Here is a 23,071-nt window from a genome sequence, read left to right on the forward strand (position 1 = left end):
TGCAGGACCCATGAATAAATTCTTAAGCTTCCTGGAAAACCACTTTATGCCGTTCGCTGCTAAACTGGCAGCGCAGCGGCACCTGGGTGCTTTAAAAGACGGTATCATACTTACAATGCCATTAATCATCATCGGGTCATTCTTTCTCATTTTAGGGTTTATCCCCATTCCGGGCTATGCGGACTTCATGGCAGGCATTTTCGGGGACCAGTGGCTGGCGAAATTGCTTTATCCAACCGGAGCCACCTTTGACATGATGGGGCTTATCGCAGCCTGTGGGATCGCATACAGGCTGGCTGAAAGATACAATCTTGATGCTTTAACAGCCGGAGCTATCTCTCTATGTGCGTTCTTATTGGCTACTCCATTCCAGGTCATGTTCACACCTGAAGGGGCCGCAGAGGCAGTTGCAGTCGGCGGGGCCATCCCGACAGCATTAATGGGAAGCAAAGGCCTGTTCGTTGCCATGGTGATCGCGATGTTCTCTACGGAGGTTTATAACTGGGTGGTCAAGAAAAACATCGTCATTAAAATGCCGGACAGCGTTCCGCCTGCGGTATCAAAATCATTCGTAGCACTTATTCCCGGTTTCTTTGTCATCACCATTGTATGGCTTGTTCGTCTGATTCTCGAAAATACAAGCTTTGAAAGCATTCATAATGTCATCGGCGTTCTTCTGGGCGGTCCGCTCAGTGTACTTGGCGGAAGTTTAATCGGATCGATCATTGCCTACATGCTGATCATGCTTCTATGGTCTGCAGGCCTTCACGGGACCAATATTGTGGGTGGAGTCATGAGCCCGATCTGGCTGTCCAACACAGATGCCAACCGTATTGCCTTCCAGGCCGGCGAAGAGCTGCCTAATATCTTCACTTCCCAATTCTTTGAGGTATTCGTCAATATCGGCGGGACCGGTGCCACATTTGGCCTGATGATCCTCATGCTGTTCTGGGCAAGAAGTAAGCAAATGAAGGAGCTGGGCAAGCTGTCAGCAGGTCCGGGAACCTTCATGATCAACGAACCGATTATCTTTGGGACTCCGATTGTCATGAACCCATTGCTGATTGTCCCGTTCTTCCTGACACCGATCGTCCTGATCATCGTGACGTACTTTGCGATGAGCACCGGCCTGGTTGCCAAGCCGGCAGGCATTGCGATCCCTTGGACGACTCCTCCGCTCATTGGCGGATACCTGGCAACAGGAGGGAAAATTTCCGGCGCCGTTATGCAGGCAGTCAACATTGCGATTGCTTTCGCTGTCTATATGCCATTCTTCAAGATGTGGGACAAGATGAAGGTCCGTGAAGAAAACGGCAGTACAACCGAACAGCAGGCAAGCTAAGCATTTGATATAAAAACAGTTCAGCCCCATATTTCGAGTGGGGCTGCTCTTTTAGGAGGATAACGAATGGCTACCTTAGAGGAGACAATCTTTCAAATCATACTGCACGGCGGAAATGGTAAAAGTTCAGCAATGGAAGCAATTGCCGCGGCGAAGACAGGAGATATAGAAGGTGCAAGGGAAAAACTGCAGGAAGCAGTAAATGCCCTAAACGAAGCACACCATATCCAGACTTCTTTAATTCAAAGCGAGATTCGCGGGGAAAAAACGGAAATTTCATTATTGATGGTCCACGCTCAGGATCATCTGATGAATGCGATAACCATGAAAGATATTGCAGCAGAGTTTGTCGATCTCTACGAAACAATAAAACAATCGGGAGGAGTGCGATTATGAAACGTGGATTAAAGATTGCAACAATCGGTGGAGGATCAAGCTACACCCCTGAACTGGTTGAAGGATTTATTAAAAGATATGACGAACTTCCAGTACGTGAATTGTGGCTGGTAGATATTGAGGCAGGGAAGGAGAAGCTTGGAATCGTTGGCAATCTCGCTAAGCGAATGATAGAAAAAGCTGGTCTTCCAATCGAAGTTCATTTAACTCTGGACAGGCGGGAAGCCCTTCAGAATGCGGACTTTGTAACGACTCAATTCCGTGTGGGCCTGCTTGATGCACGTGCAAAGGATGAAAGAATACCATTGAAATATGGGGTTCTGGGCCAGGAAACCAATGGGCCGGGGGGGGGCTGTTCAAGGGTCTGCGCACGATTCCGGTCATTTTGGACATTTGCCGCGATATGGAAGAACTTTGCCCTGATGCATGGCTGATTAACTTCACAAACCCAGCCGGCATGGTGACCGAGGCAGTGCTGCGCTATTCCAATATTAATAAAGTAGTAGGTCTTTGCAATGTCCCAATCGGGATGGAAATGGGCGTCGCAAAGCTGCTTGATGTTGACCATTCCCGCATCCGCATTGACTTTGCTGGACTCAACCATATGGTATATGGACTCGAAGTGTATGTTGATGGTATAAGCGTCAAAGATAAAGTCATATCGCTGCTGACAGATCCGAACAACAGCAGCTTCGTCAAAAATATCCAGGGACTAGGATGGGAGCCTGAATTCATTCGGGCGATGGATGCTTTGACTTGCCCTTACCACATGTATTATTACAAAACGAGGGAAATGCTCGAGAAAGACCTTAAAAATGCAGAAACCGAAGGCACACGTGCGGAAGTGGTCCAAAGGCTGGAAACGGAATTGTTTAAACTTTACAAAGATCCGAATCTTGATATCAAGCCTCCGCAATTGGAAAAACGCGGCGGTGCCTATTATTCAGACGCAGCCGTACGCCTGATCAATTCCATTTACAATGACAAACGTGATATTCAGCCAGTCAATACGAGGAACAATGGCGCAATTGCGAGTATTCCTCATGAATCTGCGGTTGAAGTCAGCTGTGTCATCACAAAGGACGGTCCTAAGCCGATTGCCATGGGAGACCTTCCAGTCCAGGTGCGTGGCCTTGTGCAGCAAATAAAATCTTTTGAACGAGTGGCGGCGGAAGCGGCGGTAACAGGAGACTACAATAAAGCTGTCCTTGCTTTGACCATCAATCCATTAGTTGCGTCAGATAAGATTGCGAAGCAGATTGTCGATGAAATGCTTGAAGCTCATAAAGAGTATCTGCCTCAATTCTTTACAAAAGCAGAGGCTTAACTAGATAAGCCCCGGGGAATAGTTTTTTAAAGCGGAGTTTTAGCAGTCTTTTATGAGGTTCTGGCATGTATTTGCCAGAACCATCATCATGTTAACAATCGAATGGCAGGGAGTGATCAAGGTGTTATATAAAGAACTGAAACCATTTCCGGATAATTTCTTGTGGGGAGCAGCTTCCGCAGCGTATCAGGTCGAGGGAGCATGGAATGTTGATGGAAAAGGACCATCAAACTGGGACGAGTTTGTCCGGATTCCAGGGAAAACATTTAAAGGCACTACAGGTGACGTAGCCGTAGATCATTACCACCGTTATGAAGAAGACGTCCGGCTGATGGCCGAGATGGGGATGAAGACCTATCGTTTTTCCGTTGCGTGGTCGCGGATTTTCCCGAAAGGCAAGGGGGAAATCAACGAGAAAGGCCTGCAGTTTTATGATAATCTCATTAATGAATTAGTGAAAAACAACATTGAGCCCATCCTGACGATTTATCATTGGGACCTTCCGCAGGCTCTTCAAGAGTTGTATGGCGGCTGGGAATCAAGGCAAATAGTTGGGGATTTTACAAATTATGCAGTGGAATTGTTTAAGCGTTATGGTGACCGTGTGAAATACTGGGTCAGCTTAAATGAACAAAATATATTTACGGCTCTTGGTTATAAAATGGCTCTGCATCCGCCAGGTGTAAAAGATGAAAAGCTTTTTTATCAAGTGAACCATCATGCCAACCTCGCCAATGCCAGCGTCATTAAAGAGTTTCGGAAATACGTGCCGCATGGGAAAATAGGGCCAAGCTTTGCTTATTCACCAGCTTATGCAGCTACGGCAAAGCCCGAAGATATACTGGCAGCTGAAAATGCCGAGGAGTTAAACAGCCATTGGTGGATGGATATTTATGCCTGGGGAAAGTACCCGGAAGCGGCCTGGAAATACCTTGAAGAAAAAGGGCTCGCCCCTCACATGGAAGATGGAGATTTCGAGCTGCTGCGACAAGGCAAGCCTGACTTTATGGGAGTTAATTATTACAGGACGACAACTTATGAGAAAAATCCTCTGGATGGCGTTTCCGAGGGCCAATTCAATACTTCCGGCAAAAAAGGTTCTTCAGAGGACACTGGGATCCCCGGGGTGTTCAAGACCGTCAAAAACCCAAATCTTGAAGCAACAAACTGGGACTGGGAAATTGATCCGACGGGCTTGCGAATCGGGCTCCGACGAATTACAAGCCGGTACAGGCTGCCGATTTTAATCAGTGAAAATGGACTTGGGGAATACGATACACTCGAAGAAAATAATACAGTAAATGATGATTATCGAATCGACTATATCCGTACACATCTGGTCGCCGTGCAGGAAGCAATTACTGATGGTGTCGAAATGATCGGTTATTGTGTATGGTCCTTTACCGATCTATTAAGCTGGCTTAACGGCTTCCAAAAACGCTATGGGTTTGTCTATGTAAACCAGGATGAAGAAGGGGGAAAAGACTTAAGAAGAATTAAAAAGAAAAGCTATCACTGGTATAAGGAAGTAATAGATACAAATGGCGGGAATTTGAAATAAGTTTCATGAAGGCAGATTCGCTCATAAAGTGAATCTGCCTTCATTTTAAGATAATATGTGAATAGCTGCGCAAGGAGGGAAGAGCATTGAATCAAGATAAGTTATTTTTGATATTGACGGGATACTGCTCGACATGCAGTTTTGAAATGGCATAATCAGCCAGCTATTCCGATAAGGCCTCCGAAATGATTCTTATAAACCACTTTGCCGTTATGGACAACATATTGGCCATTAAAGCTGATATAAGTCCGGAGGTTATACATTAAATGGCACTCATGTGCATGAGAATCATAAAATAGTGAGGGGAAAGGTGGAAAATCATCATTATTAATGAAAGGCCTTTTGGAGATCACATTTAATGAATTTAAATGCTGACTTTTGTAAAGAAATAGCTGCGCCATGGGGCATGCTGAGGGCGAATATAAGCAGGCTGCAAGATTCGTGTGACGAAGGGTGTCGATGAAAATGGAATCTTCTACGGATTGGTCGACGCAGGACTGCTCGATAAAAAATTGCTTTATACCTAGATCTAGTCTGACCTAACAGACTGTTCTTTGCCAGATAACGTCGTGCTGTACATGACTTGGACTATCACCTCCCGTGTACCTTTTAAAAAAATTCAGCAGCTTCCGGTTTAGGAAGCTGTTTTCCATGGGAATAGAAAGCCAGTCCAACTGTTTTGTCCTGGAGGGAAGAGGTCTTACTTCAGGCTCTCCCATTCAGTATATGTCCCAGTGCCGTTGCATCCAGGGCAATCATGCGGATTGACATTATACACGAATTCGTTCGCCGGATAGATATAATAGCCTCTACCAAAACAATCGGGACATTTATCCTGTTCTTTCATGTCAGAAAGATGGCGTTGATATCTGGAGTTTTTCCATTCATTGTAAGCATCTAAAATCCCCACTGTGTTCACCTCGTTTCTTCCTATTATTTTTAGGATATGTAGAGCTTCTGTACTATGTTCTAAGTAAACAGGCCAAAATAGATATGGATTATTCTTAAGTGTTAATAAAGGCTGAAAGACTGTATATATATAGAAGTAAGTGGACAAGGCTAAAAGGCACCCTCCCTTTTCCCCTTTACAATTTAAGAAAAGAAGAGTATATTATTAATTTGTAGCAAGTAAATCATATTCATAAATTGCTCTGCGCTGACCCAGGATACAAAAACTAAATCCAAATTAAAAAGCGGGTGAAAAAATGAAAAGCTTCATTAAATTGGGGAAACTAAATATAGACAAATATATGGGCTTTTTCTTTTTAGCGGTTCTCCTACTTTGGTTAAAAACCTACGCTGTCCAACTAACACAATTCAAGCTGGGTGTTGAAAATTCCATACAGTCTTTTCTTTTGTTTTTAAATCCCCTGGCTTCAGCCATACTTTTCATGGGACTTGCCATGTTTAGAAAAGGGAAGAAGAAGTATTCTTCACTCCTGGCTATTTATTTTGTCCTAAGTTTCATATTATATGCGAATGTTTTGTACTACCGTTTCTTTAACGATTTCATTACACTTCCGACTTTAACTCAGACACAGAATTTCGGGGATGTAAGCGGCAGTGTCCTGTCCCTGCTCAAGCCATATGATATTCTCTTTTTTGTTGATTTTATACTGCTTGCTGTTCTTGTCTCAAAACGGTTCAACTTTATTCCGGTTGATACATCGAAGATCAGCCGCAGGAAAATTGCTGCAGTCATGCTTACTGCGCTTGCTATTTTCAGTGCCAACCTGGGGATGGCAGAAGCAGACCGCCCTCAGCTGTTAAAGAGGACATTTGACAGAAATTATATTGTTAAGTATCTGGGCATGTACAACTATACAATCTATGACGCCATCCAGAGCACAAAGGCTTCTGCACAGCGTGTTATGGCAGACAGCAATGATGTGACGGAAGTGGTTAACTACACGCAGTCACAGTTTGCCGAGCCAAACCCTGATTATTTCGGTGCTGCAAAAGGTAAAAATGTGATTTATCTGCACCTGGAATCCATGCAGAATTTCTTGATTGATTATAAGCTGAACGGAGAAGAAGTTACTCCATTCCTTAATTCCTTGACACGGGATTCAAACACTCTTTATTTTGATAATTTTTATCACCAGACGGCCCAGGGTAAAACAGCGGATGCTGAATTTATGCTGGAGAACTCTTTGTTTGGCCTTCCACAGGGCTCAGCCTTCTCGACAAAAGGGTTGAATACCTATCAGGCAGCCCCGGCTATTCTCGGCCAAAATGGCTATACATCTGCAGTTTTCCATGGGAACACCAAATCGTTCTGGAATCGTGACGAGATTTATAAATCATTTGGCTTTAACAAATTTTTTGACTCAAGCTACTACGATATGAGTCCTGAAAATGTATCGAATTATGGATTGAAGGATAAGCCTTTCTTTAAGGAATCCATTCCGTTATTACAGTCATTGCCACAGCCGTTTTATTCTAAATTCATCATGCTGACCAATCATTATCCATTCCCGATTGATGAGGAGGAAGCCACCATTGCTCCTCATACTACGGGTGACAAGTCGGTTGACACTTACTTTCAGACAGCCCGTTATTCAGATGAAGCCTTGCGTCAGTTCTTTGCTGACCTGAAAGCGTCCGGTCTATATGAAAATTCCATTATTGTCATGTACGGTGACCATTATGGAATTTCCCAAAATCATAACAAGGCAATGGAAAAGGTACTGGGGAAAGAAGTGACTCCACTGGTAAGTGCAGAGCTTCAGGAAGTGCCACTTTTCATCCATGCTCCTGGACTGGAAGGCGGAGTGAACCACCAATATGGCGGACAAATCGATTTGCTGCCAACACTGCTTCACCTTCTTGGAATTGAGTCTGACCAGTTCGTGCAGCTGGGGACTGATTTGCTATCTAAAGAGCATCGTGAGCTTGTAGCCTTCCGCAACGGCGACTTTGTAAGTCCTGAAGTTGTATCAATCGATGAAAAATACTTTGATCCAAAGACAGGAGAACTGTTGGAGGAAACGGAAGAGTTTGATCATCTGCGCAAGATTGTCAATCAGCAGCTGGACCTTTCTGATAAAGTTGTAAATGGTGACCTTCTGCGTTTCTACACACCAGAAAACTTTACACCAGTTGACCGTTCAAATTATAACTATAATTATGAAGAACCTGCTCTGAAGGAATAAAACAAAAAGAAACTGCCTGGGAATCCCAGGCAGTTTTTTTTTGTCTATATATTGTGTGCTTTTGGCTAAATTATAAAAAAGTTTTACACTGTCATAAAATTGTCATTGACATATGACATTGAAAATCATTATCATTTATATAGAGGCAATTAAAAAGGACCTTGAGACGCGATTGCCTGATAGTTTGAATATTGCTCAGGGCGCACCAGGAATTCATAGAAAGCTAAGGAATCTGTTATGAAACTCATATACTTGGTAATAAGCTTCATTGTTTTATCCATAACTTCATTATTTATCGGGGTCCAGAATATCTCCCCACTAGATTTGTTTAATTTATCTGAAGAACAGGCTCATATCCTGTTGGTCAGCAGATTCCCTCGGCTGGTCTCCATTATACTGGCAGGGGTCAGCATGAGTATCTGCGGCTTAATCATGCAGCAGCTGACAAGGAATAAATTTGTATCGCCTACAACAGCTGGTACAATGGATTCAGCAAGATTTGGGATCCTGGTTTCCCTAATGCTTTTCTCGACAGCCGGGCCGATTGTGAAGATGCTTGTGGCATTCGTCTTTGCCCTGTTGGGTACCTTCATTTTTATGAAACTGCTGGACAAGGTGAAATTTAAGGATGCGATTTTTATTCCTCTCGTCGGAATGATGTTTGGTAATATAGTTGGCTCAATCACAACGTTTTTTGCCTACAAAAATGATCTGATTCAAAATATGTCCTCCTGGTTGCAGGGAAATTTCTCAATGATGATTCAGGGGCGCTATGAACTCCTGTACATAAGTATCCCGCTGGTTCTTATTGCTTATCTATATGCCAATAAATTCACCATTGCTGGAATGGGAGAAGAGTTTGCGGTTAACCTGGGTTTAAACCACAAACAGATAGTAAATATTGGTTTGACCATTGTCGCATTAATCACAACTGTCGTGGTTTTAACCGTTGGAATGATTCCATTCCTTGGCCTGATTGTGCCAAATATTGTTACAATGTACAGGGGAGATCATTTACAGAAAAGCCTTTCTCATACAGCGCTGCTTGGGGCCGTCTTTGTCCTGGCCTGTGACATTTTAGGCAGAATTGTGATCTATCCATATGAGATCCCAATCGGTCTGACTGTCGGGGTAATTGGAAGCGGGATTTTTCTTTACTTGATCATGAGGAGAAAGGCATATGAGTAATAAAACAAAGCTTATTCTTTTGGCAGTGGCATCACTTGCCTTTGCCCTTGCATTTATATTTATAGATTTGGGGAGAAATTGGGACTACGCTTTGCCGAGAAGGCTGGAAAAAGTGTACGCAATCGTCCTTACAGGTGGAGTAATTGCTTTTTCCACAATGATCTTTCAAACCATAACAAATAATCGAATCTTAACCCCGAGTATTATCGGTCTCGATTCCTTATACTTGCTGATTCAGACCTTTCTCATTTTTGTTTTTGGTTCGATGAATATGGCTGTTACAAATGAAAATATTAACTTCGTTATTTCAATCGGATTCATGGTACTCTTTGCTAGTTTGCTATACAAGCTGCTCTTTAAGGGAGAGGGACAGAATATTTACTTCCTTCTGCTTGTCGGGATTATCTTTGGAACCTTCTTTGGGAGCATTACAGAATTCATGCAGGTATTGATTGACCCCAACGAGTTTTTAATCGTTCAGGACAGGATGTTTGCAAGCTTCAACAACGTTAAAACAGACCTCTTACTGATTGCAACAGTATTGGTTGTAATTGTAGCCGTATATTCTTTAAGATTCATTAAATATCTCGATGTTCTCTCATTGGGGAAAGATCAGGCAGTGAATCTGGGAGTTGATTATGATTATGTAGTAAAGAGGCTGCTGATTATCATTGCAATTCTGGTTTCCATATCAACGGCGCTGGTTGGCCCGATCACGTTTTTAGGATTGTTGGTCGCCAATGTTGCGCATCAGCTCTTTAATACGTATCAGCATAAATATTTGATTATAGGTTCTGTGTTTATCTCAATCATTGCTTTGGTAGGCGGACAGCTGATTGTTGAAAGGGTGTTTACTTTTTCGACAACATTAAGTGTCATCATTAATTTCATTGGCGGAGTATACTTTATTTATCTGCTGTTAAAGGAGAGTAAATCATGGTAGATGTTAAAAACGTTTCTAAAGGCTATGGCAACAAGAATGTTATTAGTGAAGTCTCTGTGAAAATTGCAAAAGGGAAAATTACCTCTTTTATCGGGCCGAACGGGGCAGGTAAAAGTACGCTGCTGTCGATGATCAGCCGTCTGATAGCGAAGGATGCCGGAGAAATTTATATTGACGGCATGGACCTTACTCGCTGCAAAAACAACGATTTAGCCAAAAAAATATCCATTCTAAAACAGTCCAACCATATTAATATTAGACTTACCGTTAAAGAACTCGTTTCCTTCGGCAGATTTCCATATTCACAAGGGAGATTGACAAAAGAAGACCGGAAATTCATCAATGAAGCGATTCGATATATGGAGCTGGAAGAAATTCAAGACAAGTTCCTTGATCAGCTAAGCGGCGGACAAAGGCAGAGAGCATACATCGCGATGGTCATTGCACAGGATACAGAATATGTCCTCCTCGATGAGCCGTTAAACAATCTTGATATGAAGCATTCCGTACAAATTATGAAGGTTTTAAGGAAACTTGCCGATGAACTGGGTAAGACAGTGATTATTGTCATCCACGATATCAACTTTGCATCCTGCTATTCCGATTATATTGTGGCATTGAAGGATGGAAGAGTGATAAAAGAGGGAACGACGGATGAAATTATTACACCTTCTGTACTGAATGAGGTTTATGAGATGGATTTCAAAATTGAAGAAATCAATAGAGAAAAGATTTGTGTTTTTTATTCATAATAAAGGAGAAACGTCCGCAATATTGCGGACGTTTTTTTATGCGTGCGTTTAATAGCAAAAACAAAGAAAGCAGAAGCCTGCGAGGGCCCCTGCTTTTTTGTTTTATGCCTGTACGGGAACGGGCAATCCTAGTCCTTCGGCAACACGTGTGCCATAATCCTGGTCGGCCTTGAGGAAGTGGCCAATCTGGCGAAGCTTGATTTCGTCGCTCTCAACAGGCTTCATCGCAGCTACGACATTGGCAACCAGGCGGGATTTCTCCTCTTCACTCATCAGGCGGTATAAATCTCCTGCCTGTGTATAATTGTCATCATGGTCATAGCCGACACTGCTTGCAACACCAGAAACAGGGAAAGCAGTTGTACGATCCTCTGGAGATTCTTTAGCGCCGCCAAAGCTGTTTGGCTCATAATACACTCCGCTTCCTCCATTGTTGTCAGGGCGCATAAATCCATCGCGCTGATTATTGTTTACTTCTGCCCTAGGACGGTTGATTGGCAGGGCGTTATGGTTGGCACCAACGCGGTAACGATGTGCATCAGAGTAGGCAAACAGGCGTCCCTGGAGCATTTTATCCGGTGAAGCTTCAATTCCCGGCACAAAATTGCCTGGAGACAAGGTAACTTGTTCAACTTCTGCAAAATAGTTCTCAGGGTTTTTGTTCAGAACCATACGGCCTACTTCAATCAAAGGATAATCCTTCTGTGACCACACTTTTGTTACATCGAACGGATCCCAGCGGTATGTATCCGCATCTTCGAGTGGCATGATTTGAACATAAAGTTTCCATGCAGGGAAATCTCCCTTTTCAATTGCGTTGAAAAGGTCTTCCGTATGGTAATCAGGGTTTTCCCCTGCAATCTTGGCCGCAACATCTGGAGCGAGATTCTTGATCCCCTGTTCAGTTTTGAAGTGGTATTTTACCCAAACTGCTTCGCCTTCCTTGTTGACCCATTTAAAGGTGTGGCTTCCAAAACCATGCATATGGCGCAGCGTTGCAGGGATCCCGCGGTCAGACATCAAGATGGTTACCTGATGCAATGATTCAGGGGACAAGGACCAGAAGTCCCAGACAGCATTTGGGTTTTTCAAATGGGTCTGAGGATGTCTTTTTTGAGTATGAATGAAGTCTGGGAACTTGATGGCATCACGGATAAAGAATACTGGTGTGTTGTTCCCGACTAAGTCATAGTTCCCCTCTTCAGTATAGAATTTCACTGCAAAACCGCGTGGGTCCCGAACAGTATCAGCAGACCCAAGCTCGCCAGCAACCGTTGAAAAACGGATGAACATAGGGGTCCGCTTTCCAACTTCTGATAGAAAGTCAGCCTTTGTATATTTGGAAACGTCATTAGTTACTTCGAAGTAGCCGTGTGCTCCTGCACCCTTAGCGTGAACGACACGTTCAGGAACACGCTCACGATTGAAGTGCGCCAATTTTTCAAGCAAATGGACGTCCTGGATTAAAGTTGGGCCGCGAGATCCGGCGGTCATTGAGTTTTGGTTGTCTCCTACTGGGGCTCCCCAGCTAGTCGTAAGCTTCTTGCTCATGTTATGTCCTCCCTTAATTACATTTTTATTGTTTGAATAGTGAATATCTTCTTAAAGATTTAATTTGAAAATAAATCTTAATTTATAATTACTATAATATAAGTTTTTGATATACGTCAAGATTCTAATTCTATTAATCGAGAAAAAATATAGAAAAGAAGAATATAGGTGCAATGTATATAGGATATTTATATTGTTAGAATAGTGTTAAGAACGGCGTTTTTTAGCATTTTATAAGGGGTAGCAAGCTATTTCATATATATATTTATAATCTTTCCATTTGGATCACAGAGATAGAGGGAAAAATACCCATGTCAAAATTAATCGAAAAAACACGACTCTTAATTGAGAATGGCTATAGCGGCATAATGAAAATATTTGTTTAAAGGCAAGAGCCTCTGCCGTGGAAAGGAATTTAGGATGAGGTAGATGGGTTGAATATGCCCAAAACGGAGCCAAAGGAAAGTAGATGGGTCCTGCGTGCCCGCTGTGAAGGAGAAGTGAATCGTAAGGTATTGTAGATAGGTTATACGTACCCGCGGTCGAGGAGAAACGAAGCCAAAGGAAAAGTAGAAGGGGTGTAAGTGCTCGCTGTGAAGGAGAAGTGAGTCGTAAGGTAACGTATAAAGGTTCTACGTTACCGCCACGTAGAAGAATCGAAGCCAAAGGGAAAGTAGAAGGCTCCAACGTGCCGCCATGATGGAGAAATTAAACATAGGGTAATGTAGAAATGCCCTGCCAGCCTTCGTCAAGGATCAACAAATCATAAGGCAGTGCAGCAAAGTTTAACGAAGCTTTTGAATGCAGATGGATTCTAGTTCACTTCTGCAGAAAATAACCGAGGATTTTGTCCATCTAAGTGTAAGATTCTTTATTACCGTGCAAAGCATCATAAAGGCAAATAAAAGGGAGCCCCATACAATTGGGACTCCCTTTTATTAAGGAGATGATGAGATTCGAACTCACGCAACGGTCACCCGTCCTAGCGCATTTCGAGTGCGCCCCCTTGAACCACTTGGGTACATCTCCATACTGGAGCGGGTGAGGGGAATCGAACCCCCGCCGGCAGCTTGGGAAGCTGGAATTCTACCATTAAACTACACCCGCACTCTGTTTGATCTGTAAGTCTAATATACCATAAATAACGGTGTTCATTAAGTGAAAATTATTTTAAAAAAAGGGGAAAATTCCCTGCGGGAGGAGGATCAAAAGTATTACAGGGAGGTAACAATCTGTAATGAAACATCCAGTTAGTGCTAGAGGGTCCTTGAAATGGAAGCTGCTAAAAACTGGGTGACTTTCCCATGTTTACGAGGAGGCCAGGCAGGCCAATGGATCTCTTATTCTAGTATATGATGCCATTTTTTGGCCAATGAATCACTATGTTACAACTGATAGTCTAGTAGTAGGGAAAGCAAGACTACTAGGAGGTACGATAATGAAAACACTAAAGAAAATGGGTCTAGCCATAACATTGATTACATCTTTATCCTTATCGGCATTACTGCCAACAGCCGAGGCGGCTGGAAGCTATCAGGTAAAATCGGGAGATACGTATTGGAAGATTGCTTCTAAGTTTGGCGTAAGGGTGAATGCTCTTAAAAAAGAAAATAACGGCACGTCCAATTTAATCTATCCGGGACAACAGCTGACCATTCCAAATTCCGTTTACTCTGCAGCGGAGAAGGACTTAATGGCACGCCTTGTTCATGCTGAGGCTAAAGGAGAACCGTATGCCGGCAAGGTAGCGGTTGCAACTGTGATTTTAAACAGGGTAGCCAGCGAGGACTTCCCTGATACTGTAAAAGGCGTAGTCTACGAGATTGCAAATGGCCATTATGCGTTTACACCTGTCCAAAATGGTGAAATTAATAACTCTGCTGATGCAGAATCAAAAAGAGCTGTAAATGAAGCTTTGGCATATGAGGGTCAGGGGAACGGCTCCCTGTTTTTCTATAACCCAAGAACAGCCAAAAGTGACTGGATCTTTTCACGTCAGGTTAATGTCACAATTGGAAACCACCGTTTTGCAAAATAATTGAAAGGAATCAGCCCAATGCATGGGTTGGTTTCTTTTTTTCTTTGATAAGACATGAATTTATCCTCCTCAAGCCCGCACGAGGGATCGTGTTAATCCGAACCCAGTCCGAGGTGTTTCAGGATGCATTCAGTCAAGAAAAGAGCTGACACTGAAAACAGGCCATTGCCGAGCCACTTCCGCCTTCCTCCTAAACCAAAAAACCTAATCAATATCGTGGATAAATCAGGCTGGGTAAGGAACATAGCATTTTCTTTCAGCTGTTCGAATTTCAAGCAACCTACTTCCTCTAGCAAAAATTCCATTTCACTGATTTTCTTGGGGGACAAGGTCGTAAAAAGCCGTCCGTCCCGGGAGATCTTCCTCTCACTAGTTAACTGTAGATTTAAAGATGAGTAATAAATTTAGATTTTTTTATAAATTCCAAATATTTATTGAAATTTATCCATGCAGATGCTTTAATAGGGGTAAAGAAACGACTTGTCAGATATGTGATATCTGAAAGGGGGGGCGAACCAACTGTGAAGGTGGAAAGAATAACAACCAAAAAAGTCTCGGATTCTGTTGTAGAGCAAATTGAATCAATGATTGAATCGGGTGCATTCAGTATTGGCGAAAAGCTTCCCTCTGTCAGGGAACTGTGTGACATGTTCGGGGTTGGACGGTCGGCTGTCAGGGATGCAATCACGACACTCAAGGGAAAAGGTACTGTGACTGTCAAACAGGGTGAGGGGACTTATATCTGTGGCTTTGATTCTGCGAGTTTATTTAAGAGCCAAGTGATGCTGCCAAGTTCAAAGGATATTAAAGAGTTGTTCCAGGTGAGGAAAATGCTGGAAACCGGGATGGCAGAAATGGCGTCTCTCAATTGCACGGATGCCATGATTGTTGAGATGGAGGAAATACTTGCGAAGGAAACCACCAGGGGGTGGGGCTCTGACTATAGTTTTCATATGACCATTGCAAAAGCTTCAGGGAATGAAATTCTGATTCAAATGGTTGAATTTATTTCTTCTGCAATGAAAAAAGTGCTGATTGAGTTTCATAAGCAAATCGAAGAAGACAGGGAAATGATCCATACAATCAGTTCCCAGCACCATTGTATTCTTGAGGCAATTAAAGCAAGGGACCCAAAATTGGCAGGCCAGGCGATGATAGAACATTTAACAATGGTAGAAGAGCTTTTACAAAACAACATCTTGGAAAATTCACAGTTAAATAACTGAATTTCAGAAAGCAGGTGGTGTTTGGTTTGTTGACCTTGGAAGGTTTTGCAGAACTGCAGGCAGTAATGCCAGAGGTAGAAATCAGGGAGGATTCTTCCCTGGAAGGAACAGTCGCCATTTTCCCAAAAACAGAGGAGGATATAGCAAGCATCCTAAAATACTGCAACGAAAAAATGAAAACGGTGTCAATTTCAGGCGGAGGCACAAAACGGTTAAAGGCTGGAGAAGAAAAGGCGGATATCAAGCTTTCTCTGGCCAAATATACAGGAATTGTCGAACATATTCCTGGTGACATGACCGTTACAGTAAAAGCAGGTACCAGGTATCAGGAATTGCAGGACTATCTTGCAGGCTATAATCAAAAGGTCGCGCTTGATCCGTCCTGGCCGGAATTTGCAAGTGTTGGCGGAGTGGTTGCGGCCAATGATAGCGGTCCAAAACGGCTTGGGTTTGGAACAGCAAGGGACGCTGTGATTGGATTGCGTACAGTTTACCCGGATGGCCGGGTCATCCGTTCAGGCGGCAAGGTTGTTAAGAACGTGGCTGGATATGATATGAACAAATTGTTTATTGGATCAATGGGGACACTTGGGGTCATATCTGAAATAACATTGAAACTGCGGCCTTTGCCAAAAGCCGAAAGCCTTGTCCTGCTATCCTTCCCCAGGGAAAGGCTGGGTGATTTACGTTCATTTGTGTGTCAGCTTTTGGATTCAATGATGGAGCCTGCCGCCCTGGAGCTGCTGAATCCCGCTCTTTCCCAAAAACTGACTGGGGCGGATTCCTATACATTGGCCATCTCTTTCGAGGACGTGGAAAGTTCAGTGGCCTACCAGGAAGAATTCGTAAAAAGGAATAAACCCGAAAATAGCCGGCTAACCATTCAAAAAAACAAGGAAGCACAGCTTTTTTGGAAGAAAGTATACAGCATCGCACCGATGGGGACACCAGTGGTGGAACCTCCGTTAGGTACATCCTCCCTGGCGGCAGCCGCTCTTAAAATTGGAGTTGTAAACCTTAATGTCATAGAGGTTGCAAAAGAATGTCAGCTGATTACTGAAGCAAACTCCGTCATTGCGGAGGCCCATGGAGGAATGGGGACCGGAGTGTGCCAGGTAGTCCTCCGCGGAGCAAGTGAAGATATCAGCAAAAGCATCAGCTATCTGAGGGATTTTGCCTTGAAGCTGGGCGGCTATGCAACAGTTAAGCAGCTCCCTCATGATCTTCAGGGGGAAATCGACGTCTGGGGTGAAAAGCCCTCCTACTTCTTCCTGCTGGAAGGGATTAAAAAGAAGATAGACCCAAATAAGATCTTGAACCCTAATCGATTTGTGGGAGGGATATAGGAGTGGGAATAAATGAATTGGATTTAAAACAAGATCCTGCCTGTTCGGAAAAAGGGTTAAGCAATTATTTATGGCGCGATCATCCCGATGAAAATAAATGGGCAGACTGCGTCCATTGCGGCATGTGTCTTGAGTCATGCCCGACTTATGAACAAACCGGACAGGAACAGCATTCCCCAAGAGGACGTGTCCACCTGATCAAATCGGTTGCCGAAGGAAAACTGGAAGTTAATGAATTCTTTTCAGACCCTGTCTTTGCCTGCCTTGATTGCCGGGCCTGTACCACTGCCTGCCCTGCCAATGTCGATGTAGGAGGACTTATTGAAGAAGCCAGGGGTCAAATTCGCCAGGCGATGCCGTTGAAGGGCTGGCAGGGAGCGGTGAGCAAGTTTGTCCTAAAGGGGATCTTTCCCCATCCAAACCGGCTGAATGCTGCAGGCAGCCTATTGAAGTTTTATCAAAAAAGCGGTATGCAAAAGGCTGTTCGGCAAACGGGACTGATTAAAATCATGCCTGACCACCTGGTTCAAATGGAGGCGGTCATGCCCGAAGTTCAAGAGCCTGTCCGCAAAAAATATAAAAATGAACAGGTCCTCAAAGCAAAAGGCAAGTCCAAAGCTGAAGTGGCACTCCTGACAGGCTGTGTAATGGACGTAATGTTCAGCGATATTAATGAGGCTACCATTAATGTACTGAGGAGGAATGGGAATGACGTCATCATTCCACAAAATCAGACCTGCTGCGGAGCCCTTCATGTGCATGCCGGAGACCGGGAAACAGGAAGGATGCTTGCCAAGCAAAACATCGAGGCCTTCAGGGATGCTGATAAAGTCATTGTAAATGCTGCAGGCTGCGGCTGCATGCTGAAGGAGTATTCCGAGCTATTCCGGGAAGAACCGGAAATGCATGATAAAGCGGTGGAGTTTTCGAAAAAGGTTGAGGATATTTCAAAGTACTTGCATGAGACTGGCTATGAAAAGCCTAAAGGGGAAATAAAGACCCGCATTACATACCACGATGCCTGTCATCTTGCACATGGCCAGAACGTGCGCCAGGAACCTCGTGATATTCTCCAGGACATACCGGGTGTGGAGATGGTCCATATGCCAAATTCCGACCGTTGCTGTGGAAGTGCAGGAATCTATAATATTACGAATCCTGAAATGGCCGATGCCGTACTTGAAAGCAAAATGCAAAATGTTCCCGGGGATGTAGAAATGATCTCGATGGGAAACCCGGGATGCATGCTGCAAATGGCAATGGGTGTCCAAAAATACGGCCGGAACCAAAAAATCGTCCATACCGTTCAACTGCTTGACTGGGCCTATCAAAAAGAAGATGGGAAGGAGCGGGTTTAGGTGGCATTTAAAAAGGTGAAATCCAGTGACAGGCATATCAATCAGCTGGCAAGGATCGTTGGCGGCAGCTCTTCCATCCTTTATCGAAAAGAAGATCTGCTCGCTTATGACTGTGATGGTTTTACGATTCATAAAGCATTGCCAAAAGCAGTTGTATTTCCTAAAAATACTATTGAAGTTTCAGAAGTCGTAAGATATTGCCACGAACACAATTTGCCGTTCCTTGCCCGTGGAGCAGGTACAGGCCTAAGCGGCGGAGCTATTCCGTTAAATGAAGAAGTGATTATTTCCATGGTCAGAATGAAGCGGCTTTTGAGTGTCGACCTGGAAAATAGAAGAGCTGTAGTGGAGCCTGGATTTGTAAATCTTAAACTGACAAACTCGATTTCGGACAGAGGTTATTATTATGCTCCGGATCCTTCAAGCCAGTATTGCTGTACCATCGGCGGAAATGTCGCTGAAAATGCCGGAGGTGCTCACTGTCTGAAATACGGGGTTACTACGAACCATATTTTAGGGCTTGAGGTGGTCATGCCGAATGGAGAGGTTATTGAAATCGGAAAAAATGGGATTCCGGATGAACCGGGTTATGATTTGCTGGGATTGATCACTGGATCCGAAGGAACTCTTGGTATTGTTACCAAAATAACCGTCCGTATATTAAAAAATCCGGAAGCTAAACAAACTGTGCTTGCTTATTTTAATCATGTTTCTGACGGAAGCCAGGCGGTATCCGATATTGTTTCTGCAGGGATTGTTCCTGCCGCTCTTGAAATGATGGATAAGGTGGCCATCGAAGGAGTGGAAGCAGCTGCATACCCAGTTGGACATCCAAAAGACATAGAAGCTGTCCTGCTGATTGAAGTGGACGGAATTTCAGCAGGCATAGATGAGCAAATCCGCCAAATACTCGATGTGTGCAGGAACAGGAATGTCAAAGAGGTGAAGGTTGCACGGGACGAAGCGGAACGCGGGCGCTGGTGGGCCAACAGGAAAACAGGCTTTGGGGCAATGGGTGCCATTTCCCCGGATTACCTCGTTCAGGACGGCGTCATTCCCCGGAGCAAGCTTCCTGAAGTGTTGAGCAGAATTAACCAGATTAGCAATGAGTCGGGTTTAAGGATTGCAAATATCTTTCATGCGGGTGATGGGAACCTTCATCCCCTGGTGCTGTTTGACGCCAGAAAGCCTGGAGAAACTCAAAAAGCGCTTGAGGCAGGGAGCGCCTGTCTGAAGGTCTGTGCAGATGTTGGTGGTACGATTACTGGTGAGCATGGTGTCGGGATTGAAAAAAAGGAAGAAATGCGTTTTGTGTTCAGTGATGAGGAAATAAAAGCGCAAACGGATATCAGGGAAGTGTTTAATCCAAAGAATCTGTTGAATGCCGGCAAGCTGTTTCCTGCTCCTGGCCGTTGTGCCGAGGTCAAAAAAGAAATAAAAGCCGCGGCGTCTTCCTGAATAAATAATATTGTGAAAACAAATTGGAGGCACTTACATTTCTATGATATCATGTCGATGTATTGATTTTATGCTTATTTGTCCATAGCAGACTAGTAAAAATGAAGACTGGTTTTCACTGGCTGCTGCTAGACGTTTTTTTATTTTACTATTATTAATGAGACTTAGGATTGGGAGGAACGAGAAATGACAGAGTATGTAAAAACGGGCAGTATCCAAGTGGCAAAGGAATTGTTTGATTTTATCAATTCGGAGGTTATTCCCGGAACCCATGTAGAACCTGATACGTTTTGGAGAGGGCTCGGGCAGCTCATTCAGGATTTTGCTCCCAAAAATAAAGAGCTGATTTCAAAAAGGGATGAGCTTCAGGCCCAAATTAATGACTGGCACCAGGAAAATGGAGGAGAGTTTAAGTTTGAAAGCTATAAAGCTTTTTTAAAGGAAATTGGTTATCTGGAGCCCGAGGTTGATGATTATGAGGTTCAAACTGAAAACGTGGATGAAGAAATTGCCGTAAAAGCGGGGCCTCAGCTCGTTGTTCCCGGTGATAACGCCCGCTACGCGATAAATGCCGCCAATGCCCGCTGGGGGAGCCTTTATGATGCTTTGTATGGCACGGATGCCCTCAGTGAAGAAGACGGAGCCGACCGTGGTCTTGGCTATAATCCTGTCCGGGGCAACAAAGTCATTCAGTACGCAAAGACCTTTCTTGACCAGACAGTCCCGCTAAAAGATGCCTCCCATGACGATGTCGTTAAATATCAAATAGTTAACCGCGAATTAGCGGCAGTCCTGCAGAATGGTGAAACTGCCACCCTTATTGAAGGTGAAAAGCTTGAAGGGTATCGTGGCAGGCCGGAGGAGCCAGCAGCAGTACTTCTGAAAAACAATGACCTATATCTTGAGATTCAAATTGATCCCTCGCACCCAATTGGGAAAAGTGATAGAGCTGGTGTAAAAGATATCGTTCTGGAAGCAGCGATTACAACGATTATTGATTGTGAAGACTCGGTCGCCGCCGTGGATGCAGAAGATAAAGTCTTAATTTACCGGAACTGGCTAGGATTGATGAAAGGAGACCTGTCTGCGACCTTCAGGAAAAATGCGAAAACCATGACCCGGACGCTCAATCCTGACAGGAGCTATATATCCTTGACGGGGGAAGACTTTACTTTGCGCGGACGCTCCCTCCTGTTTATTCGAAATGTGGGCCATTTAATGACAAATGATGCCATCCTTGATCAAAACGGCCAGGAAGTTCCAGAAGGCATACTTGATGGAGTGTTCACCAGCCTGATTGCCAAACATACCATTCTGGGAAATGGCACCTACCAAAATTCCGTTAAAGATTCTATCTATATTGTCAAGCCGAAAATGCACGGATCTGAGGAAGTGGCTTTTGCGAATGAACTTTTTGACAGGATAGAAGATTTGATTGGGGTGAAACGGAATACCTTAAAAATAGGCGTGATGGATGAGGAACGCCGAACCTCACTTAATCTGAAGGCATGCATCAAACAGGTTAAAAATCGGGTTGTCTTTATCAACACAGGATTTTTGGATCGTACCGGAGACGAAATGCATACTTCCATGGAAGCTGGCCCAATGGTCAGAAAAAATGATATGAAATCCTCCCGGTGGCTTCAGGGGTATGAGAAGTCCAATGTATATACTGGCCTGAATGCTGGATTGCAGGGCCGTGCGCAAATTGGCAAGGGAATGTGGGCTATGCCTGATTTAATGGCTGAAATGCTGAAGCAAAAAATTGGCCATTTAAATGCTGGTGCCAATACAGCATGGGTGCCATCACCGACTGCGGCGACCCTCCATGCCCTTCATTACCATCAGGTTGATGTAAAGGTTGTACAGGATGAACTGAAGCTGGAAGTAAAGGACTTACGAGATGAAATCCTTCAAATACCGGTAGCGAAAGATGCTCAGTGGAGTCCTGAAGAAATTCAGGAGGAGCTTGATAATAATGCACAGGGAATCCTCGGTTATGTTGTCCGCTGGGTAGAGCAGGGAATCGGCTGCTCAAAGGTCCCGGATATAAATAATGTCGGCTTGATGGAAGACCGCGCTACATTAAGGATTTCAAGCCAGCATATTGCTAATTGGCTCCGCCATGGCGTGTGCTCGGAAACACAGGTAATGGATACGCTTAAAAAGATGGCTAAAGTCGTTGATAAACAGAATGAGGGTGATCCAGCTTACCGTCCAATGGCGGAAAACTATGAACATTCTGTTGCTTACCAGGCAGCCTGTGACCTTGTGTTTAATGGCCGTGAACAGCCTAATGGCTATACTGAGCCAATCCTGCACCGCCGGCGTCGGGAGGCAAAGGCGAAGTTTGCCCTAAAGTCTTGATGAGTGCCTGAAGCAGGGGGCATTCTGCTAGTGCAGAATGCCCTGTAGTACATAAAACCAATTCCTAATAAAGGAGGAAATATTAGTGAAGTTTGCAAGGTTTACGGTTGAATCAGCACACCATACAGGAATCCTTGAAGGGGATACAATCAGGGAAATAAAAGGGGATCCATTTACAAATTGGACTTATACGGGAAACGTATTTCTATCCAGTCAGGTCAAGTTTCTAGCTCCTCTTGAACCGAACCAGATCGTCGGCATTGGCGCCAACTATGTAGCAAAAGTGGAGGAAATCCCCGAGGAATTGCCTGCCATCCCAGTCTTTTTCTTCAAGCCAGTCTCTTCTGTCATTGGTCCTGAAGAAGATATCATCATCCCAGAGGGCATTGAACAGGTTAAATTTGAATCAGAATTGGCAATCGTCATTGGCAGGGAAGCGAAAAATGTTCCTGAATCGGAAGTGCTCGATTATGTATTTGGCTATACTGTGGGGAATGATGTGACAGCACCCCAATTTTTCCGCCAGGATGGTCATTGGACAATCGGTAAGGCATTTGATACATTTACGCCCCTGGGGCCGGTTATTGAAACGGAATTGGACCCTTTTGCAGTAAAAGTGGAAGCGAGGCTTAATGGAACAGAAAAACAAAATAGCGCGACTGATTTGATGATCATTCCAATTCGAAAGATGATCTCGTATTTATCGAGTGTCATGACGTTAAAGCCTGGGGATGTGATTTTAACTGGAAGTCCTCTAGGCGCTGAAATGGTTCATGCAGGTGATGTCATTGAATGTGATATTAAGGAAATTGGTACTTTAAAAAATACATTCGTAACAGCAAGAGAGAGCGCGAGTGTTGTATAAATGAATAAATATGCACCACCATATCTTATGTTGGTATAGTGGAATATTAAAATATCTGCGACCTATATATATAGGAAACAGATATTTTTTTATTTGTATAAAATATTCAAAAAATTATTGTAATTCTGTTAATACCTCCGTATAATCTTATAATATAAGGATGTCGTGTTATATAACACCTCTAACAGGGAATAACAG

At 43.9% G+C, this 23,071-nt stretch carries 17 protein-coding genes, 2 tRNA genes and 1 pseudogene; 15 read left to right on the top strand and 5 right to left on the bottom strand.

Going from position 1 to position 23,071, the window contains the following annotated elements:
• Nucleotides 1–10: 10 nt before the first annotated feature.
• From celB to EV146_RS21170, 4 genes and pseudogenes are all read left to right on the top strand, one after another.
• The gene (gene celB / locus EV146_RS21155) at nucleotides 11–1,342 is read left to right on the top strand and encodes a PTS cellobiose transporter subunit IIC (protein ID WP_132010489.1); all 1,332 of its coding nucleotides are present in this window, start codon (nucleotides 11–13) and stop codon (nucleotides 1,340–1,342) included.
• A 66-nt stretch (nucleotides 1,343–1,408) separates the two neighbouring features.
• A complete protein-coding gene (locus EV146_RS21160; protein ID WP_132010491.1) occupies nucleotides 1,409–1,738 on the top strand; it encodes a PTS lactose/cellobiose transporter subunit IIA in 330 nt (109 codons plus the stop codon).
• Nucleotides 1,735–3,065: pseudogene (locus EV146_RS21165) on the top strand (6-phospho-beta-glucosidase). The gene EV146_RS21160 and the pseudogene EV146_RS21165 overlap by 4 nt, the downstream one beginning before the upstream one ends.
• Nucleotides 3,066–3,153: 88 nt before the next feature.
• Nucleotides 3,154–4,626 carry a glycoside hydrolase family 1 protein gene (locus tag EV146_RS21170; RefSeq protein ID WP_219916440.1) on the top strand — a complete coding sequence of 491 codons (1,473 nt, stop codon included), beginning with the start codon at nucleotides 3,154–3,156 and terminating at the stop codon, nucleotides 4,624–4,626.
• A gap of 700 nt (nucleotides 4,627–5,326) precedes the next feature.
• Here EV146_RS21170 and EV146_RS21175 read toward each other — a convergent pair.
• Nucleotides 5,327–5,545 (bottom strand): methionine aminopeptidase, encoded by a 219-nt coding sequence (locus EV146_RS21175; RefSeq protein ID WP_241994000.1) that lies wholly within the window; start codon nucleotides 5,543–5,545, stop codon nucleotides 5,327–5,329.
• Between the two features lie 286 nt (nucleotides 5,546–5,831).
• Between EV146_RS21175 and ltaS the strand changes: the two genes are divergently transcribed.
• The 4 genes from ltaS to EV146_RS21195 all read left to right on the top strand — a co-directional run bounded on the left by ltaS (nucleotide 5,832) and on the right by EV146_RS21195 (nucleotide 10,664).
• Nucleotides 5,832–7,781: a lipoteichoic acid synthase gene (gene ltaS, locus EV146_RS21180; RefSeq protein ID WP_132010503.1), complete on the top strand. Its 1,950-nt coding sequence runs from the start codon at nucleotides 5,832–5,834 to the stop codon at nucleotides 7,779–7,781.
• A gap of 237 nt (nucleotides 7,782–8,018) precedes the next feature.
• A complete protein-coding gene (locus tag EV146_RS21185) occupies nucleotides 8,019–8,969 on the top strand; it encodes an ABC transporter permease (RefSeq protein WP_132010505.1) in 951 nt (316 codons plus the stop codon).
• The gene (locus tag EV146_RS21190) at nucleotides 8,962–9,912 is read left to right on the top strand and encodes an iron chelate uptake ABC transporter family permease subunit (protein WP_132010507.1); all 951 of its coding nucleotides are present in this window, start codon (nucleotides 8,962–8,964) and stop codon (nucleotides 9,910–9,912) included. Before EV146_RS21185 ends, EV146_RS21190 begins: the two co-directional genes overlap by 8 nt.
• Nucleotides 9,906–10,664 carry an iron ABC transporter ATP-binding protein gene (locus tag EV146_RS21195; RefSeq protein WP_121611245.1) on the top strand — a complete coding sequence of 253 codons (759 nt, stop codon included), beginning with the start codon at nucleotides 9,906–9,908 and terminating at the stop codon, nucleotides 10,662–10,664. Before EV146_RS21190 ends, EV146_RS21195 begins: the two co-directional genes overlap by 7 nt.
• 102 nt (nucleotides 10,665–10,766) lie before the next feature.
• Here EV146_RS21195 and katA read toward each other — a convergent pair whose 3' ends face one another.
• The 3 genes from katA to EV146_RS21210 form a co-directional block, all read right to left on the bottom strand.
• A complete protein-coding gene (gene katA / locus EV146_RS21200; protein WP_132010509.1) occupies nucleotides 10,767–12,215 on the bottom strand; it encodes a catalase KatA in 1,449 nt (482 codons plus the stop codon).
• 941 nt (nucleotides 12,216–13,156) lie between these two features.
• Nucleotides 13,157–13,244: transfer RNA gene (locus EV146_RS21205), tRNA-Ser, on the bottom strand.
• Between the two features lie 4 nt (nucleotides 13,245–13,248).
• Nucleotides 13,249–13,322, bottom strand: a tRNA-Gly gene (locus EV146_RS21210).
• 331 nt (nucleotides 13,323–13,653) lie between these two features.
• Between EV146_RS21210 and EV146_RS21215 the strand changes: the two genes are divergently transcribed.
• Nucleotides 13,654–14,253, top strand: a complete 600-nt coding sequence (locus tag EV146_RS21215) for a cell wall hydrolase (protein ID WP_132010511.1) — start codon at nucleotides 13,654–13,656, stop codon at nucleotides 14,251–14,253.
• A gap of 92 nt (nucleotides 14,254–14,345) precedes the next feature.
• Here EV146_RS21215 and EV146_RS21220 read toward each other — a convergent pair whose 3' ends face one another.
• On the bottom strand, nucleotides 14,346–14,558 hold the full coding sequence (locus tag EV146_RS21220) for a hypothetical protein (protein ID WP_199232701.1): 213 nt from the start codon (nucleotides 14,556–14,558) through the stop codon (nucleotides 14,346–14,348).
• A gap of 216 nt (nucleotides 14,559–14,774) precedes the next feature.
• Between EV146_RS21220 and EV146_RS21225 the strand changes: the two genes are divergently transcribed.
• From EV146_RS21225 to EV146_RS21250, 6 genes are all read left to right on the top strand, one after another.
• Nucleotides 14,775–15,479 carry a FadR/GntR family transcriptional regulator gene (locus tag EV146_RS21225; protein WP_132010515.1) on the top strand — a complete coding sequence of 235 codons (705 nt, stop codon included), beginning with the start codon at nucleotides 14,775–14,777 and terminating at the stop codon, nucleotides 15,477–15,479.
• A 26-nt stretch (nucleotides 15,480–15,505) separates the two neighbouring features.
• Nucleotides 15,506–16,825, top strand: a complete 1,320-nt coding sequence (locus EV146_RS21230; RefSeq protein ID WP_181215957.1) for an FAD-binding oxidoreductase — start codon at nucleotides 15,506–15,508, stop codon at nucleotides 16,823–16,825.
• A 2-nt stretch (nucleotides 16,826–16,827) separates the two neighbouring features.
• Nucleotides 16,828–18,183, top strand: coding sequence for a (Fe-S)-binding protein (locus tag EV146_RS21235; protein ID WP_132010517.1), 1,356 nt, complete (start codon nucleotides 16,828–16,830; stop codon nucleotides 18,181–18,183).
• Between the two features lie 15 nt (nucleotides 18,184–18,198).
• On the top strand, nucleotides 18,199–19,641 hold the full coding sequence (locus EV146_RS21240) for an FAD-linked oxidase C-terminal domain-containing protein (RefSeq protein WP_373566090.1): 1,443 nt from the start codon (nucleotides 18,199–18,201) through the stop codon (nucleotides 19,639–19,641).
• Between the two features lie 186 nt (nucleotides 19,642–19,827).
• Nucleotides 19,828–22,008 (top strand): malate synthase G, encoded by a 2,181-nt coding sequence (locus EV146_RS21245; protein WP_132010521.1) that lies wholly within the window; start codon nucleotides 19,828–19,830, stop codon nucleotides 22,006–22,008.
• 85 nt (nucleotides 22,009–22,093) lie between these two features.
• On the top strand, nucleotides 22,094–22,873 hold the full coding sequence (locus EV146_RS21250; protein WP_132010523.1) for a fumarylacetoacetate hydrolase family protein: 780 nt from the start codon (nucleotides 22,094–22,096) through the stop codon (nucleotides 22,871–22,873).
• Nucleotides 22,874–23,071 lie beyond the last annotated feature (198 nt).

Source organism: Mesobacillus foraminis, from assembly GCF_004340465.1.
Classification (GTDB): Bacteria; Bacillota; Bacilli; order Bacillales; family Cytobacillaceae; genus Mesobacillus_B; species Mesobacillus_B foraminis.

Coding starts and splice junctions, on each gene's coding strand:
- celB (WP_132010489.1), top strand. CDS start 11: ATGAATAAATTCTTAAGCTTCCTGGAAAACCACTTTATGCCGTTCGCT.
- EV146_RS21160 (WP_132010491.1), top strand. CDS start 1,409: ATGGCTACCTTAGAGGAGACAATCTTTCAAATCATACTGCACGGCGGA.
- EV146_RS21170 (WP_219916440.1), top strand. CDS start 3,154: ATGTTAACAATCGAATGGCAGGGAGTGATCAAGGTGTTATATAAAGAA.
- ltaS (WP_132010503.1), top strand. CDS start 5,832: ATGAAAAGCTTCATTAAATTGGGGAAACTAAATATAGACAAATATATG.
- EV146_RS21185 (WP_132010505.1), top strand. CDS start 8,019: ATGAAACTCATATACTTGGTAATAAGCTTCATTGTTTTATCCATAACT.
- EV146_RS21190 (WP_132010507.1), top strand. CDS start 8,962: ATGAGTAATAAAACAAAGCTTATTCTTTTGGCAGTGGCATCACTTGCC.
- EV146_RS21195 (WP_121611245.1), top strand. CDS start 9,906: ATGGTAGATGTTAAAAACGTTTCTAAAGGCTATGGCAACAAGAATGTT.
- katA (WP_132010509.1), bottom strand. CDS start 12,215: ATGAGCAAGAAGCTTACGACTAGCTGGGGAGCCCCAGTAGGAGACAAC.
- EV146_RS21215 (WP_132010511.1), top strand. CDS start 13,654: ATGAAAACACTAAAGAAAATGGGTCTAGCCATAACATTGATTACATCT.
- EV146_RS21220 (WP_199232701.1), bottom strand. CDS start 14,558: ATGGAATTTTTGCTAGAGGAAGTAGGTTGCTTGAAATTCGAACAGCTG.
- EV146_RS21245 (WP_132010521.1), top strand. CDS start 19,828: ATGACAGAGTATGTAAAAACGGGCAGTATCCAAGTGGCAAAGGAATTG.